The following is a 16140-nucleotide window of genomic DNA, read 5'->3' as shown; positions in this document are numbered from 1 at the left end:
CCCGTCCGTGGCCGCTTTCATCAGGCTCCCGGCCTGACCGGACGCTCCGCCGTGGTGACGTCTTCGAGGCGCACGAAGCGGAAGCCGCGCGCCTTGAGCGCGAGGATACCCTTCACCACCCCCTCGCCGGCCGCGCGCGTAGGCTGGTTGATATGGGCGATGATCACGTCGCCATCCCTCGCCTTTTCCAGCCGTCGCTCCACCTGCCCCGCCAGCAGCGAAGCGCCCATGTCGGCATTGAGCGAATATCCTGCCAGCCGGTAGCCGAGGCCGTGAATGAGCGCCACCGCATCGGTGCTGTATCGGGCAGTGGCGTCGCGGTACCAATGCGGCCGCGGCAGGGCGGCCCGTTGCATGGCATTGGCGCCGCCATCGATTTCGCCCTGGATGGCTGCCAGCGATCCCGCCGTTTTCAGCCCGAACATCGTCGGCTGGTCGTCAATCGCCGGCACATGGGCCAGCCCATGATTCTCGAGTTCGAACAGGTCCGGGTGAGCCAGCAGCGTCGCGACGGCGACGGGGTTGCGCTTCAGCCACCGCCCGGTGACGAAGATCGTCGCCTGGATCCGGTTGGCGACCAGCATGTCGAGTATGCGCTGGTCCGTCTGACCCGAACATGCGTCGAGCGTCAAGGCCAGTTGCGGTGCATCCGGGCCGCCCTGGTGCACGTAAAGCTGCGGCTCGACGAAATGCGGCCTGCCGCCGCCGATCGCCGTACCGGCAGCCGCAAATGTGAAGATGGCAGCCAAGGCTGCAGCATGAGCACGCATTTTTTCGCCGAAAACTCCGTTTGCTCGCGAAGATCGCGCAAATAGAGCCGGATTTAAGGCAAGCCCACTAGCTGGCGGGTTTTGCCGATGCCTGCGCTGCCGCCAGCCTGGCGATCGGCACGCGGAACGGCGAACAGGAGACGTAATCCAGCCCCACCTCCTCGCAGAAGTGGATCGAAGCGGGGTCGCCGCCATGCTCGCCGCAGATGCCGAGCTTGATGTCGGGTCGCGTCGCCCTGCCCTTTTCCGCCGCCAGCCGCACGAGTTCGCCGACGCCATCGACATCGATGGAGACGAAGGGGTCCTGGGCGATGATGCCCTTTGCCTGATAGGTCGTCAGGAAGGAAGAGGCGTCGTCGCGGGAGATGCCGAACGTGGTCTGGGTGAGGTCATTGGTGCCGAACGAGAAGAACTCGGCGGCTTCGGCAATCGAATTCGCCCTCACCGCCGCACGCGGCAATTCGATCATCGTGCCGACAAGATAGTCGATGGTGAGACCGGCTTCCCGCATCACCTCCGCCGCCACGGCGTCGATCCTGGCCTTGACGAAATCGAGTTCGGCCCGAAGCCCGACCAGCGGCACCATGATTTCCGGCACGACCGGAGCGCCCGTGGACTTGGCGGCTTCGACCGCGGCTTCGAAAATGGCGCGCGCCTGCATCTCGGCGATTTCCGGATAGGAGATGGCGAGGCGGCAGCCGCGATGGCCCAGCATCGGGTTGAATTCATGCAGGGCGTCGGTGCGCTCGCGCAGCTTTTCGACGCCGACATTCATCACCGCCGCCACTTCCGCTATTTCCTCGTCGGTCTTCGGCAGGAATTCATGCAGCGGCGGATCGAGCAGGCGGATCGTTACCGGCAGGCCGTTCATGATCTCGAAAAGCTCGACGAAATCCGCACGCTGCATCGGCAGCAGCTTGTCGAGCGCGGCCCTGCGGCCTTTTTCGTTCTCGGCGAGGATCATTTCGCGCATGGCGATGATCCGCTCGCCATCGAAGAACATGTGTTCCGTGCGGCAAAGGCCAATGCCCTCCGCGCCGAAGGAGCGGGCGGTGCGGGCATCATTGGGTGTTTCGGCGTTTGCCCTGACCTTCATGCGGCGCGCGCCGTCCGCCCATTCCATGATCTTGCCGAAATCGCCGGAAAGCTCCGGCTGCAGCATCGGAACCGCGCCCTTGAGCACCTGGCCGATGCCGCCATCTATGGTGATGATATCGCCCTTCTTCAGGGTGACGCCCATGGCGAGCAAGGTCTCGTTGCGGTAATCGACCCGCAGCGAGCCGGCACCCGATACGCAGGGCTTGCCCATGCCCCTTGCGACCACCGCCGCATGGCTGGTCATGCCGCCGCGCGTCGTCAGGATGGCTTCGGCGGCGTGCATGCCGTGAATATCCTCGGGGCTCGTCTCGATGCGCACGAGAATGGCCTTGCGGCCCTCGGATTTGAGCTGCTCGGCATCCTCGGAGGAGAAGACGATTTCGCCGGTCGCCGCGCCGGGCGAAGCCGGCAGGCCGGTGCCGATCACCTCGCGCTGCGCGCGCGGGTCGATGGTCGGATGCAGCAATTGATCGAGCGATCCCGGCTCGATGCGCAGCACCGCCTCTTCGCGCGAAATCAGCCCCTCTTCGGCCATTTCCACGGCGATCTTGAGTGCGGCCTTGGCTGTGCGCTTGCCGGAACGGGTCTGCAGCATCCACAACTTGCCGTTCTCGATGGTGAATTCGAGATCCTGCATGTCCCGGTAGTGCTTCTCGAGCCTGTCCGAAACGGCACAGAATTCGGCGAAGGCCTCGGGCATGATCTTTTCCAGCGAGGGCCGGTCGGAACCGGCGGCAAGGCGCGCCTCTTCGGTGATGTTCTGCGGGGTGCGGATGCCGGCGACGACGTCCTCGCCCTGGGCATTGACGAGAAATTCGCCATAGAGCTTCTTTTCGCCGGTCGACGGGTTGCGGGTGAAGGCCACGCCCGTGGCGGACCGGTCGCCCATGTTGCCGAAGACCATAGCCTGGACATTGACCGCCGTGCCCCAGCTCTCCGGTATGTTGTGCAGGCGGCGATAGGTCACCGCGCGCGCGTTCATCCAGCTTGAGAATACAGCGCCGATCGCGCCCCATAATTGCTGCTGCGGATCCTGCGGGAATGGCGCTTCGAGTTCTTCCTCGATCTTTTCCTTGTAAAGGGCGATCACGCCTTTCCAGTCGTCCGCCGTCAGGGCCGTATCGACATCATGGCCGAGATTTGCCTTGGTATCCTCCAAAATCTCTTCGAAAACCGAGTGATCCAGCCCCATCACCACGTCGGAATACATCTGGATGAAGCGCCGATAACTGTCATAGGCAAAGCGGGCATCGCCGGATTCGCGTGCGATCGCCTCGACCGTCTCGTCGTTGAGGCCGAGATTGAGCACTGTATCCATCATGCCGGGCATCGAAGCGCGCGAGCCGGAGCGCACGGAAACCAGCAATGGCCTGGCATTGTCGCCGAGCTTGCGGCCTGTCACCGCGGCAATGTGCCCGAGCGCGGCCTCGACGTCCTTTTCCAGCGATGCGGGGTAGCTGCGGCCGTTCTCATAATACCAGCTGCAAACTTGCGAGGTGATGGTGAAACCGGGCGGAACCGGCAGGCCCAGCGCGCACATCTCGGCGAGGTTTGCGCCCTTGCCTCCCAGAAGATCACGATCGCCGGCGGATCCTTCCGCCTTGCCATCGCCGAAAGTATATACCCACTTTTCCATTCGCAGCCTCCCATGCCGACGAGCATGATTGAGGTCTACGCGATCGACCGGGCAAGCGCCAGTGCGAATTGTTGCGATGCAGCATTCAAATCGATTAAGAGGGTAAAACCACGTTAACCCTTGAAATTCTTCGTCAAAACTAGCTGGCTTCGCGCAACTGCTCGGCGGTCTGAAGATCGACGGAAACGAGCTGGCTAACACCCTGCTCGGCCATGGTCACGCCGAAGAGCCGGTTCATGCGCGCCATGGTGATCGGATTGTGGGTGATCACCACGAACCTCGTATCGGTCGAAGCGGCCATCTCGTCCATGAGATTGCAGAAGCGCTCGACATTGTGGTCATCGAGCGGGGCATCCACCTCGTCGAGCACGCAGATCGGCGCGGGATTGGTGAGGAACACCGCGAAGATCAGCGCCATGGCGGTAAGCGCCTGCTCGCCGCCCGAAAGCAGCGTCATCGTCTGCGGCTTCTTGCCGGGCGGGCGGGCAAGTATCTCAAGTCCCGCTTCCAGTGGGTCGTCGGATTCGATCAGCTGCAATTCCGCCGTTCCGCCACCGAAAAGATGGGTGAAAAGCCGCTTGAACTGGACGTTCACCACTTCGAACGCCGCCAGCAGCCGCTCACGCCCCTCGCGGTTCAGGCTTTGTATGGCCTGGCGCAATTTCTTGACGGCCTCGATAATGTCTTCGCGCTCGCCGATCAGCGCTTCCAGCCGCTCGGAAAGCTCCTGCTGCTCCTCCTCGGCGCGCAGATTGACGGCGCCGAGCCGCTCGCGCTCGATCTTCAGGCGCTCCAGATTGCGCTCGATCCCATCCACGTCCGGCAGTGGCGATTCCGGCGTCAGGCCGGTCAGCTTGACCGCCTCGTGCGGCGGGCAGTTCAGCGCCTCGACGATGCGCGTCTCGGCATCCTGGCGGCGCTCCTGCGTGGCGGCCAGCCGCTCCTCCGCGCGGGCCCTCGCCTCGCGCGCGGTCGCCAGCGCCTGAATGGCGTCGGTGGCGCTGCGGTCGAGTTCCTGCTGCCGGCTCTCCGCCAGTGCGAGCCGGTCGCCGGCCTCCTTGCGCAGGCCCTCGGCTTCGGACAATTGCGAAAGCAGCGTGCGGTTGCGCTGCTCGATGTCGTCCGGCGCATCGGCGAGGCTCTGGGCCTCCCGGTCCGCCTCGATGCGGCGCTCTTCGAGCGAGCGGATATGATTGTCGGCGTTCTGGGCGCGTGTGATCCAGCTCTTGCGCTCATCGCCGATGGCCTCAAGCCGGCGCTGGCGCGTTTCCGCCTCGCGCCGCAAGCCGTCATGGATCGCCCGCGCCTCGGCCAGCGCCGCACGGTCGCGCATGACAGCGGCCGTCAGATCGGCCAGCCGCGCATTGATGTCCTCCAGATCGGCGGCGGTTTCGAGCCGCATCTCGATCTCGATGAACTGCTCCTGCGCCTCCTCCAGCGATTCGGCGAGCCTCGAGCGCCCCTCATCGAGCGCCGCACGGCGGCTGGCCAACTGGCCGGATGCACGCTCGGCAGCGGCAAGCGCCTCACGGGCATCGCCCAGCGCGCGCTGCATCGCACGCCATTGGTCGCGCGCGGTGCGCTCGGCCTCGACCTGCTGGCGTACCTGCGCCTCCGCCTCGGCAAGCGCTGTCTCCGCCGAGCGCAGCCGCTTCGTCGCCTCGACGATCTCCTCGTCCAGTTCCGCCAGGCGGTTCTTCTGGGCAAGGCGTTGCGCCGCCGGTGTCGGAGCATCGGCGCTGGCCGTATAGCCATCCCAGCGCCATAGCGCGCCCGACCGGCTGACGAGGCGCTGGCCCGCCTTCAACTGTGCCTGGAGGCGCGGGCCGTCAGCCTCGTCCACGACGCCGATCTGCGCCAGGCGGCGCGCCAGCTGCGTCGGCGCCTTGACGAAATCGGCGAGCGAAGGGACCGCTGAAGGCAGCGGCGCGTCGCCGCCCCTGTCGCCTGGCTCGCCCCAATAGACCGGCGCCGCCTTGTCGAGCGGTGCATCGAGATCCTCGCCAAGCGCTGCGCCGAGGGCAGTCTCGAAGCCCTTTTCGACCCTGACCGTCTCCAGAACGGCGGGAAAGAGGTCGGCGCCGCCGGCATTGATCATCCGCGACAGCGTATTCGCCTCCGCTTCGAGGCTGCTCAGCCTGCCGCGTGCTTCCTGCAGGGGCTGGCGCAATTCCGTCTCGCGGCGACGCGCTGCCTCGACCGCCGCTTCCGCGCCCATGGCCGCCTCTTCCGCCTGAACGAGAACGGCCTCGGCTTCATCGACAAGCCGCTGTTTCTCGGCGGGATCGTCCAGCGCCGCAATCTGCGCCGTCACGCTGGCGAGGTCGCGCTCGACATCGCCGATCTGGCGAACGAAGCGGTCGCGGCGCTCGGTGCTTTCGCGCAGCAGCCGCTCGATCTGCGCCCGCTCGGCAGCGGCCTCGGCGCGTTCCGCCGTCACCTTGCCAAGCGCGGACTCGCTTTCGCCGAGCTTCGCCTGCGCCTGTTCGAAGGCCGCGCGCGTCTCGATCTCGCGCTCGCCGGCATTGGCATTGTCGTCGTTGAGCCTGCGCTCCTCCTCGTCGAGGCGGACCAGGACATCCGCATTCTCGCGGACCATCTGCTCTTCCCGGGCGATATCCTCGCCAAATTGCAGCAGGCGCTTGGCGATTTCCGACTGCCGCGCACGCACGCGCTCGGCCTCTTCCTGCAATTGGCTTCGCGCAATCGTCAGCCGCTGCAGGGCGGCGGCGGCGCGAGCCTCGGCCTCGCGAAGGTCGGGAAGCTGATGCGCGCCGATCCCCTGTTCCCTGGCGGCGTTCATCTGGCGTTGCGCCTGCTCGGCGACGCCGGAGGTCGCTACGGCGAGGGTGGATTGCGCCTCGGCTTCCTGCGCCTTGGCCAGCGACCATTTGAGATGCAGCAGGATCGCCTCGGAACGGCGGATATCCGCCGACAGGCTCTTGAACCTGCTTGCCTGCCGCGACTGGCGCCGCAGGCTCTCGATCTGCGCTTCCAGCTGTCCGACCACGTCTTCCAGCCGTTCGAGATTCTGTTCCGCCGCCCGCAGCCGCAGCTCCGCCTCGTGGCGGCGCGTGTGCAGCCCGGAAATGCCGGCCGCCTCTTCCAGCAGCGCACGCCGCGCCTGCGGCTTGGCCTGGATCAGCTCGCCGATGCGCCCCTGCCCGACCATCGACGGCGAGCGGGCGCCGGTCGACTGGTCGGCGAACAGCAATTGCACGTCCTTGGCGCGCGCATCCTTGCCATTGATACGGTAGACCGAACCGGCCTCGCGCTCGATGCGGCGCGAAACCTGCAGCTCGTCGGCATTGTTGAAGGCCGGCGGGGCGCTGCGATCCTGATTGTCGAGGAAAAGCGTGACTTCGGCGGTGTTGCGGGCGGGACGTGCGCCCGAGCCGGAGAAGATGACGTCGTCCATGCCGGAAGCGCGCATGTTCTTGTACGAGCTCTCGCCCATGACCCAGCGCAGTGCTTCGACGAGATTGGACTTGCCGCAGCCATTGGGACCGACGACGCCGGTCAGGCCGCCCTCGATGACGAATTCCGCCGGTTCGACGAAGGATTTGAAGCCGAGAAGCCGGAGCTTGGTAAAGCGCATCGGCCGCCCCTACCCGACCATCGGGGAAGAAATGACGGGCGCGCCGCGGCGCCCGCCAGTTGAAGGAAGGCGGGACCTAGAGAAGCGGGTCGATAATCGCTGACATCTGGTCAACCGTCAGGGCTCCCGAATATTTGGCGCCGTTGATGAAGAAGGTCGGGGTCGAATCCACACCGAAATCATTTGCGCCGCGCTCGCGCACTGCATTCACATCATCCAGAAGTTTCTGGTTCGTCAAGCAAGCCTTGAATGACTCTTGTGTAAAACCGGCCAATTTGGAGATTTGCAGCAGCGGTTCCTCTGCATTGGCCGCCGCGGCCCATTGTTCCTGCTGTTTGAACAGCACTTCGACCAGCGGATAATAACGCTCTTCCGGCGCGCACCTGGCCAGCATGAAGGCTGCCGCGGCGCGCGGATCGAAGGGGAATTCGCGCAGGATCAGCTTCGCCTTGCCCGTATCGATATATTTCGCCTTGATCGTAGGCAGTGTCGTCACCGAGAAATGGGCGCAGTGCGGGCAGGTCATCGACGCATATTCGACGATGGTCACAGGCGCATCCGCCTTGCCCATGACCATGTCCTTCAGGCTGCCCTGTTCCAGAAGCTTCGCCGCATCGACCTTGCCGCTCGAGGCTGGCGCAGCTTCCTGCGACCAGGCAGACCCGTTTGCGGCCAGTGTCATGGCGGCCGTGGAAACGGCGGCGAGCGCCAGGATTTGTCTACGTGTCAGCGGTTCATTCATCAGGGTCACCTGTCTCCGGCGTTGATGTCAGTTTTTCGCAATTAGTATGCAATGCCAGTCTCTTTAAGGCACGCTTGCCCGTCTGTCTTTGAATTTTTCGTGATTTCGGGGCCCCGAGCTCAGGATTTGCCGAGCTGTCTGGCCGCGTGGATGGTCTGCCCGAGCCGCTGCAGCGCCTCTCTCAGCCCGTCGTCCTCGATACCGCCGACCGAACGATTGATCCTGCTTGCAGTCGCCGCATCCACCGGCGGCAAGGCGGGCCGCCGCTTGACCGGCTGGCTGACGGGCTTCTGCTCGATCTTGATGCGGCCGACCGCCGAAAAGCCAAGGAAAGCGTTGACGCGGCTGATCAGTTCGCCGGTCTCATGCTGGAGGCGCATGGCGGTGAAGCCCTGGCAGGCAATGAGCAGCGTCGCCGGTTGAAACGGATCATCCTCATGGGCGCGGCGGGGCCAGATCAGCTTGAGGGGCCGCGACTGCTCGCCGAGAGCCGGCCCGACGATCTCCTCCCAGGATTGCACCAGTTCGATGGCTACGCCCGCACGCTTGCGCAGCACCGGATCGAGAACGCCGGATGCCGGATCCGCGAGCGGGCGGAAGCCTCTCTTGTCACGTTCATTGCTCATGGCATTTCCTGACGGTTCTCGGGCTCAGCGCCCATTATAGCCGCGAAACCATTCGACGAACAATGGAAGCCCGTCTTCCAGCGAAGTGGCCGGCGAAAAGCCGAGATCGCGCGCAGCAAGGCCGATATCGGCATAGGTCCGCGGCACGTCCGCCGCCGGCATGGGCGCAAACTGCTTGATCGCCTCGCGCCCGCAGGCCTTCTCGATGATCTCGATGAAGCGCATCAGCTGCACCGGCTTGTTGTTGCCGAGATTGTAGACCGGCGCGGTTTCGTCCGGCCGATCCAGTATGCGGCGCACCGCGCCCACGACGCCGGCGACGATATCGTCGATGAAGGTGAAATCGCGCTCCATCTTTCCGTGGTTGTAGACCTTGATCGGTTCACCCTTCAAGATTGCGTCGGTAAAGAGCCAGGGCGCCATGTCGGGCCGGCCATAGGGCCCGTAGACGGTGAAGAATCGCAGCCCGGTCGACGCGATGCCATGGACATGGCGGTAGGAATAGGCCAGCAGTTCGGCAGAGCGTTTCGTCGCCGCATAGATCGAAACGGGATGATCGACCCGATCCGTCTCCGAAAACGGCACCTTGGTATTGGCGCCATAGACCGACGAGGAGCTGGCATAGACGACCGGCGGGCGCCTGGACATCCGCCGCGCCTGCTCGAATGCGGCGACCTGCCCGTGGATATTGGCATCGACATAGGCGGCGGGGTTTTCGACGGAATAGCGCACGCCGGCCTGGGCAGCGAGATGGACGATGACATCGGCATCCTGGTGGGAGCGAAGCGCCGATGCGAGGGCTTCACCATCCGCCACATCGACGAGCGCGAACTCGACATTGCTCGCCCCCTCGAGGGCGGCAAGCCGCGTTTCCTTGAGAGCGACGGGATAATAGGGGTTCATGTTGTCGAGGCCGACAATTTCGAAACCCTGTTGCGCCAATCGCCGCGCGACGTGAAAACCTATGAAGCCGGCGGCCCCTGTAACGATTGCCTTCATGCTGTACCCGGCACTGCCAGTTTTCGCCTTTCCTGCATTATCCTGCGCGACGTCGCGGCGTTCAGCGCCCCGAAAAAGAAGAACAGAGCCGCGATGGTCGTCTCGTGCAAGAGCGGATTGTGCAGGACACCGTAGCTGATTCCCACCACGACGAAATAGCATGTGGCGCGCACGAGGCCCGCACTGGACGCATTGCGCAGGATGTGCCACAGGCCGAACGCCCAGGTGCCGATAAGCAGGATCAGCCCGATGGCGCCATTGTTGAGGAGCTCGTCCAGAATGGCATTGTGCACATGCAGGTACCCGCTCAGCATCGGCGCCTTGTCGCCCGCCTTGGCGCGAACCGCATCCATCTTGCCGTAGGAACCGACGCCGGTGACGGGATTTTCCTTGATGACCCGGACCGCCCCCGACCAAAGCGTCATGCGGATATCCGCCGAGGCCTTGTCCTTCCATTTCGAACTGTCGCCGGTGTCGTAATATTCGACCATGCCGAAGAAGCGCTCATGGATCTTGTGCCCGATCGGCCCCACCATGACGACGGCAGCCAGGGCCACTGACGAGCCGATATAAATGGCGGAACGCCGAACCGGGCTGTGCTTCGCGGCGAAAACGAGGATCTCCACGAAGATGAAGATCGGCATCACCACGAGAACCGCCCGCGTTTCCGATATGGCGACCGATACCGCGCCGAAGATGAGATATTGCGGCCCGTCGGGCAGGAAGCGCGCGATTGCCGCCGTGAACGCGGACCAGAGGCCCGGCCGCTTCGGCGGAAAACGATTGGGCTGGTCGCGCAACGGTATGGTGGCGCCGATTGCCGCGAGGGCCGCAACGAAGGCGAAGACCGCCGCATTGCCGCCCACGCCGATGCGCCCGCCTTCCATGAGGAAGGAGCAGGCGGCGATGAGGAAGGCCAGCACCGTGCCGAGGCGGGAGCCTAGAACGAAGGCCCGCAGCGGATCGTGAATGAGGATCATGCCCGGCCCGGCAAAGGCGAAGAGCGAAAAGAGCAGCGTATAGCCGATCTGCCTGTTCCCGATGATCGGCTCGCCGCGATAGAAGATGAGCCCGAGCGACCATACGGCATAAAGCAGGGCGAAGAGGTAGAATTTCCCGGCGAACAGCCGCGCGGTACGGTGGCGCGCAATCGCGAGGTAGAGGCCGACGCAGGAGAAGATCAGCAGCGAGACCGGACCTATGACGATGCGGATCGGCATGGCGACAGCGCCTAGTCCGAGCAGCCATTTGTCAAAACGGCGCCGCATCAGGAAAATGCGTTGGACAAGCCTCACTCTTTCAGTTCCTTCAATCGAACCGTCTGCAATCCATAAAGGACTCGGCGGATATAGTCACCTGTCCGGAACAACAGCGCGCCGGAGCGCTTCCAGGCGGCAGGCTTGGTGGAGGAGTAGCGCTTGCGGCTCCCGATCGTCGTCGGCGCCTCGGGGGAAAGCCCGACAACACGCTCCCTGGTGGCAAACAGGCTGAAACGGCCGGCCCAGCCGCGCTCCAGCGCCACGTCATAGGGCAGCGACATGGGCAGCAGCGCACGCGCCAGCCGCGCCGCGCCTTCGCGGGTGACCATATAGGCCGCCGCACTGCCGAGCGGCCCGTGCAGGCAGCGGCCGACGTGAACGCCATCGATCGTCGCAAAGGTCCGGAAAGCCGCGGTGCGATGGTTGACGAGCTTCACCGCATCCCAGCCGCCGAGCCGCGACAGCCGTTCCACAAAGGGCAGAAAGCCCGGCTTGAACTCCACATCGTCCTCTACGATCACCGCATGGGGTTCCTCGCCGGCAGCGATCGCATTGAGCGCCGCGACATGGCTGAGATAACAGCCGATCTCGCCCGGAAGCACCGAGCGCCCATGCTGGCGGAAGAATGCGCGCTCATCGAGTTCAGCCACCCCGGGCACATAGGCGCCGCCATCGACGGCCTCTATGCGCCGGATATCGATGTCAAACTTTTCGGCACTGCCCCGAATTGTCTCCCAGCGCTTATGGGAGCGCTCGAGATTGATGACGTATACAGGTACAGACAAGCGTAAATTCTCGCATGGGTTTATTTGCGTATCTGCTCGTGGAGCGGTTGGACCTGAATGTCAACACAAACAAAATTACGGTGGCTTAGACAAAAGTTCGCGTCCGGGCGCTTTCGGGAACGCTCTGCGTTTGCTTGCGGCATTTCGGAAGATGCATTCGGTAACGGTCTGCGGTAATCAGGCGGCCATGGACAGTTGCGGCCCCGATCTCAGTGCGAAGCTCTTGGCATGGTACGATTCGCACCATCGGATTCTGCCATGGCGGACGGCCCCGGCGGACCGGCGGGCAGGCAAGCGGACCGATCCCTACGCCGTATGGCTTTCCGAAATCATGCTGCAGCAGACGACGGTCGAAGCGGTAAAGCCGTATTATCGAACCTTTCTCGAGCGCTGGCCGACGATCGAGCATCTCGCAGCGGCGAGCCAGGACGATATTTTGCGGGCCTGGGCCGGACTTGGCTATTATTCGCGCGCCCGCAACCTGAAGAAATGCGCGGATGTGGTCGCCAGCCAATATGGCGGGCGCTTTCCCGACGATGCGGAAGGGTTGAAGCGCTTGCCGGGAATTGGCGACTACACCGCCGCCGCCATCGCATCCATCGCGTTCGAGCGCCCTGTCGCGGTCGTCGATGGCAATGTGGAGCGCGTCGTCTCCCGGCTCCACGCCATCGAGACGCCGCTGGCGGCAGCCAAGCCATTGATCCGCTCGCATACGCAGCGCATCACCCCATTGGAGCGGCCCGGCGATTTTGCTCAGGCGATGATGGACCTCGGCGCCACGATCTGCACGCCGAAGCGGCCGGCCTGCATCATCTGCCCGGTGCAGCCCGATTGCGAGGCATTCCGCAGCGGCGACCCGGAACCCTTTCCGGTGAAGGCGCAAAAGCAGGCCAAGCCGGTGCGCGTCGGTGCGGCTTTCGTCGCCATTTCCGCCGATGGCGCGGTCTATCTGCAGCGGCGCGCCGAATCCGGCCTGCTCGGCGGCATGAGCGAGGTGCCGACGACGGCATGGACCGCACGGCAGGACGGCGAAGCCGGCGTGGCGGGCGCTCCCTACCCCGCGGACTGGCTCCCATGCGGCACGATCACCCATGTCTTCACCCATTTCGAACTGAGACTGAGCGTTTTTCGCCTCGAAGATGCGCCGGCATTGCCCGGACTTCCCGGCTGGTGGGTACAAATCGACCGATTGTCCGAAGAAGCGTTGCCGACGGTCATGAAAAAGGCCATTGCTGCTGCAATTCCCTACGCTTTCGCAACGAGAAGGAACAAATGATGACGCCCGTGAAGCATATTGTCTTCGATATCGGCCAGGTTTTGATCCATTATGAGCCGGACGCCGCCTTTCGTTCGTTGATACCCGATGCCGACGAGCGCAAATGGTTCTTCGACAATGTCTGCACCAGCGCCTGGAACATCGAGCAGGATCGCGGCCGCAAATGGGAAGACGCGGAGGCGCTGCTGATCGCCGATTTCCCCGATCGCGAGCAGCACATCAGGGCGTTCCGCCAGAACTGGCACCTGATGATCACCCATTCCATCGATGGCAGCGTGGAGATTCTCCGCAAGCTCATCGCCGATGGGCATGATGTGACGATGCTGACGAATTTCGCCTCGGATACATTGCGCGAGGCCTGGGAGCGCTTCCCGTTCCTGACGACAAGCCGCGGCGTGACGGTCTCCGGCGATATCGGGTATATCAAGCCGGACCGGGAAATCTATGACCGCCATGTCGCGGCCTTCGACCTCGACCCGGCGGCGACGCTGTTCATCGACGACAGTGCCAAGAATGTCGTCGGCGCACGCAATGCCGGCTGGCAGGCGGTGCAGTTCATCGACCCCGCGACATTGCGGGCCGACCTGGCGCGGTTCGGAATAACCGTCTGACGCAGTCGATCCCCGCTTCGGGGCGAGGATCGGTCTAGCGGCCAGGCAGCGGATCGCTCCGGCTCCGGCTCATTCAGGCTCCGGCTGGCGCCATGCCGCTGCGAACCTGCTTGCGCAGTTCATCGATGGGCTTCAACTGGCCTTCATCTTCGAAATGCCAGAAGGTCCATCCGTTGCAGGCATCCAGGCCCTGGACCCGGGCTCCCATGCGGTGGATCGATCCGGCATCGCCACCCGATGCGACAGTGCCGTCCGCGCGCACGATGGCCGCATGACGCCTGCGGGCGTCGCTGAGGATCGCGCCCGGCTTCAACATGCCGGATTCGACGATGGTCCCGAAGGCGACGCGCGGCTCGGCGCGCTTGCTCGACATGACCGTCAGTTCCGCTCCCGCCAGAGGCTCGACAGCCGCGATGCGAGCAGTCGCGGCATCAATATATTTCTGCTCCCGCTCGATGCCGACGAAGTGGCGCCCGAGACGTTTTGCGACGGCGCCGGTCGTCCCCGATCCGAAGAAGGGATCGAGAATGACGTCGCCGGGCTTGCTCGAAGCCATGAGTATTCGGGCCAGCAGCGCTTCGGGCTTCTGTGTCGGGTGGACCTTGTCGCCATTCTCATCCTTGAGACGCTCCGCCCCGGTGCAGATCGGGAAAAGCCAATCCGAACGCATCTGCAGATCGTCATTGGCTGCCTTCATGGCCTCGTAATTGAACGTGTATGATTTTGCCTGGCGATCCCGCGATGCCCAGATCATCGTCTCATGCGCATTCTGGAAGCGCCGGCCGCGGAAATTCGGCATGGGGTTGTTCTTGCGCCAGATGATGTCGTTGAGCATCCAGAAGCCAAGGTCCTGCATGGCGGTGCCGACGCGGAAGATATTGTGGTACGAGCCGATGACCCAGATCGTGCCGCTGGGTTTCAGGACACGGCGGCACGCCAGAAGCCAGGCGCGGGTGAAGGCGTCATAGGCCTGGAAACTGTCGAACTGGTCCCAATGATCGTCGACCGCATCAACTTTCGATTGATCTGGACGAAGCAACTCACCCTCAAGCTGCAAATTATAGGGCGGATCGGCGAAGATCACATCGACCGAATGGTCCGGCAGGCGGTTGAGGGCGGCGACGCAATCACCTTTCAGGATGGTGTCGCGCCAGGAAGCCTGCGGCGCAACTTGGGGAAGTTCATTCACAAGGCGTACAACTGACATGGGATACTCGACTACTCGGGACGCTAAACTCCGCTTATGGTTACCGGGCACGGTAAATATCGCGTTAAGAGGCCGCGCCCCGCCGCAAGATGCCAGCTTTTCTTTGACGCCCCGGCGATTAGCGTGTAGTCAGCCGCCATCCCCCAAGATTGTCCGCTGCTGGCGGACGCACTCCGCACGGACAGGTATATCATGGAACCCCAGCTCATTATTTTCGATTGCGACGGCGTGCTCGTCGATTCGGAATTTCTCGCCGCCCAGGTCGAGTCCGAATTGCTGACGCAGTCCGGCTATCCGATCGATCCCGAGACGATTGCCGAGCGTTTCGCGGGACTGACCTGGACGGACATCCTCCTCCAGGTGGAGAAGGAGTCCGGCATACCGATCTCGGCACAGCTCATCGAGGAATCCGCGCGGCAGATGGACCACAAGCTGCGTAACGAGCTGAACGTCATCGAGGGCGTGGAGCAGGTCGTGGCCAACCTGCCCTATCGCAAATGTATCGCATCCAACTCCATCGGATCGTCGCTCAAGATGATGCTCGAGCAGAGCACGCTCTACGAGCTCTTTGCTCCGCACATCTTTTCGGCAAGGGAAGTCGGCACGCAGAAGCCGAAGCCGGCGCCTGACGTCTTTCTCTATGCGGCCAAGCAGTTCGAGGTCGATCCACGCCACGCCATCGTGATCGAGGATTCGTCCCACGGCGTTCATGCGGCCTGCGCCGCCGGCATGCGGGTCATCGGTTTTACCGGCGGCTCCCATACCTATCCCGGCCATGCGGACCGGCTGACCGATGCGGGCGCCGAAACCGTCATCAGCCGGCACAAGGACCTGCCGGCCGTCATTCAGGCGCTGTCGATCTGGTCAGAGGCCAGCTGAGCCGGAAGCCGGGCCGGCCAGCCCGGCCTCTTTTATTTAGCTCTTGCGCTTCTTGGCGGGCGCCGCGCCAGCCTCGTCGAAACCGATGAAGACCTGCACATTCTGCGCCGTCGGCTTGGGGAATGCGACTTCCGCATCATTGAACACGAACTGCGTCGCTGCGCCCGGCGTCGCCGAAATCTGCTGCGTGTGCAGCTTCGAATAAAGCACATCGCTGCCCTGCACGACCGCGACGCGGATCGGCATGTTGACGGTGCCCGGCGCGAATTTCGGACCCGGCACGATCTTGCCGGCGATGGCGACATTCATCGTGAGCGTGCCGTCCACGGTCTTGCAGGAACGGGTCTCGTTCGAGATGGAGGCCTGGTAGATCAGGTTTTCAGGGGTTTTCTCCGCCTTGCCGTAATTGCTGATGATGGCCGTGCCTTCGCGGATGGTCACCGGCGGGCAAAAACCGAGCAGGTCCGACGCTTTGATGCGCTCCTGGGCCTGCGCCAGTTCCTGGGCCTTCGGGCTGTTTGGATCGGTGGCATCGCTCGATGTGGAACATGCACTCAGGCCGAAAGCGAAGATCATTGCAAAGAATGGGGCGCAATGTTGATAGAATGGCCGAGATTTTTCTGTTTCAGACTTCATGAACGGTATTTCCTCGAA

Annotated in this window: 13 protein-coding genes; 3 read left to right on the top strand and 10 right to left on the bottom strand. The window is 63.6% G+C overall.

The window, feature by feature from the left end:
* Window positions 1-20: 20 nt before the first annotated feature.
* The 8 genes from OSJ75_RS20395 to OSJ75_RS20360 all read right to left on the bottom strand — a co-directional run bounded on the left by OSJ75_RS20395 (window position 21) and on the right by OSJ75_RS20360 (window position 11513).
* Window positions 21-770, bottom strand: coding sequence for a polysaccharide deacetylase family protein (locus OSJ75_RS20395; RefSeq protein WP_267229291.1), 750 nt, complete (start codon window positions 768-770; stop codon window positions 21-23).
* A 67-nt stretch (window positions 771-837) separates the two neighbouring features.
* The gene (gene ppdK / locus OSJ75_RS20390) at window positions 838-3504 is read right to left on the bottom strand and encodes a pyruvate, phosphate dikinase (RefSeq protein ID WP_267229290.1); all 2667 of its coding nucleotides are present in this window, start codon (window positions 3502-3504) and stop codon (window positions 838-840) included.
* A 139-nt stretch (window positions 3505-3643) separates the two neighbouring features.
* Window positions 3644-7102, bottom strand: coding sequence for a chromosome segregation SMC family protein (locus OSJ75_RS20385; RefSeq protein WP_267229289.1), 3459 nt, complete (start codon window positions 7100-7102; stop codon window positions 3644-3646).
* Between the two features lie 76 nt (window positions 7103-7178).
* On the bottom strand, window positions 7179-7844 hold the full coding sequence (locus OSJ75_RS20380) for a DsbA family protein (protein ID WP_250014788.1): 666 nt from the start codon (window positions 7842-7844) through the stop codon (window positions 7179-7181).
* Between the two features lie 119 nt (window positions 7845-7963).
* Complete coding sequence (locus tag OSJ75_RS20375) at window positions 7964-8470, bottom strand: DUF721 domain-containing protein (protein WP_250014790.1); 507 nt, start codon at window positions 8468-8470, stop codon at window positions 7964-7966.
* Between the two features lie 24 nt (window positions 8471-8494).
* On the bottom strand, window positions 8495-9469 hold the full coding sequence (locus tag OSJ75_RS20370; protein WP_267229288.1) for an NAD-dependent epimerase/dehydratase family protein: 975 nt from the start codon (window positions 9467-9469) through the stop codon (window positions 8495-8497).
* Window positions 9466-10764 carry an O-antigen ligase family protein gene (locus OSJ75_RS20365; RefSeq protein WP_250014792.1) on the bottom strand — a complete coding sequence of 433 codons (1299 nt, stop codon included), beginning with the start codon at window positions 10762-10764 and terminating at the stop codon, window positions 9466-9468. The genes OSJ75_RS20370 and OSJ75_RS20365 overlap by 4 nt, the downstream gene beginning before the upstream one ends.
* Window positions 10761-11513, bottom strand: a complete 753-nt coding sequence (locus OSJ75_RS20360; RefSeq protein WP_267229287.1) for a glycosyltransferase family 25 protein — start codon at window positions 11511-11513, stop codon at window positions 10761-10763. The genes OSJ75_RS20365 and OSJ75_RS20360 overlap by 4 nt, the downstream gene beginning before the upstream one ends.
* A gap of 187 nt (window positions 11514-11700) precedes the next feature.
* On the opposite strand from OSJ75_RS20360, the gene mutY reads away from it, so the two are divergent.
* Together mutY and OSJ75_RS20350 are read left to right on the top strand one after the other, a co-directional pair.
* Window positions 11701-12789 (top strand): A/G-specific adenine glycosylase, encoded by a 1089-nt coding sequence (mutY, locus tag OSJ75_RS20355; RefSeq protein WP_267229286.1) that lies wholly within the window; start codon window positions 11701-11703, stop codon window positions 12787-12789.
* The gene (locus OSJ75_RS20350) at window positions 12789-13400 is read left to right on the top strand and encodes an HAD family hydrolase (protein WP_267229368.1); all 612 of its coding nucleotides are present in this window, start codon (window positions 12789-12791) and stop codon (window positions 13398-13400) included. The genes mutY and OSJ75_RS20350 overlap by 1 nt, the downstream gene beginning before the upstream one ends.
* A gap of 73 nt (window positions 13401-13473) precedes the next feature.
* Here the strand turns inward: OSJ75_RS20350 and OSJ75_RS20345 are convergent, their stop codons facing one another.
* The gene (locus OSJ75_RS20345) at window positions 13474-14607 is read right to left on the bottom strand and encodes a site-specific DNA-methyltransferase (RefSeq protein ID WP_250014796.1); all 1134 of its coding nucleotides are present in this window, start codon (window positions 14605-14607) and stop codon (window positions 13474-13476) included.
* A gap of 189 nt (window positions 14608-14796) precedes the next feature.
* Here OSJ75_RS20345 and OSJ75_RS20340 point away from each other — a divergent pair, with 189 nt between their 5' ends.
* A complete protein-coding gene (locus OSJ75_RS20340; RefSeq protein ID WP_267229367.1) occupies window positions 14797-15486 on the top strand; it encodes an HAD family hydrolase in 690 nt (229 codons plus the stop codon).
* 36 nt (window positions 15487-15522) lie between these two features.
* On the opposite strand, the gene OSJ75_RS20335 is transcribed toward OSJ75_RS20340, so the two are convergent.
* Window positions 15523-16122 carry a hypothetical protein gene (locus OSJ75_RS20335; RefSeq protein ID WP_250014797.1) on the bottom strand — a complete coding sequence of 200 codons (600 nt, stop codon included), beginning with the start codon at window positions 16120-16122 and terminating at the stop codon, window positions 15523-15525.
* Window positions 16123-16140 lie beyond the last annotated feature (18 nt).

Origin of the sequence: Phyllobacterium sp. 0TCS1.6A (assembly GCF_026420825.1) — a bacterium.
Classification (GTDB): Bacteria; Pseudomonadota; Alphaproteobacteria; order Rhizobiales; family Rhizobiaceae; genus Phyllobacterium.
Note: the sequence above shows the minus strand (reverse complement) of the source record. Positions and strands in the feature narration are given on the sequence as shown.